This window comes from Stenotrophomonas maltophilia group sp. SKK55, from assembly GCF_057179845.1.
Window position 1 is genome coordinate 1 of sequence record NZ_JBXUHP010000027.1, and the last position, 311, is coordinate 311.

At 61.1% G+C, this 311-nt stretch carries 1 protein-coding gene; it reads left to right on the forward strand.

Going from position 1 to position 311, the window contains the following annotated elements; all coding sequences use genetic code 11:
- On the forward strand, nucleotides 1-311 hold a 311-nt coding region (locus tag AC2A1N_RS13660), incomplete at both ends, for a type IV secretion system protein (protein WP_242894493.1).

The window sequence follows — 311 nt, forward strand, 5'->3', positions numbered from 1 at the left end:
GTCACCGCTGGTGCGATGTTGCTGCTCTACGAGGTCGCGCTGGCGCTGTTCATCGGCCTGGGTCCCTTGTTCATTCTGTGTCTGCTGTTCGACCAGACCAAGCAGCTGTTCCAGCGATGGCTGTTCTACGGCATCGGCACGATGTTCTCGATGGCGGTACTGGCAGCGATGGTATCGATCGCGCTGGACATGGTGATCCGTGTCTCGACCGCGTTCTGGTCCACCGCCTTGGTCAACAAGTTCCTACTCGAAGGCGCCTCCAGCGACGGCATGACCAGCCAGGCGATGCAGCAGGGCGGCATGGGCCTGAT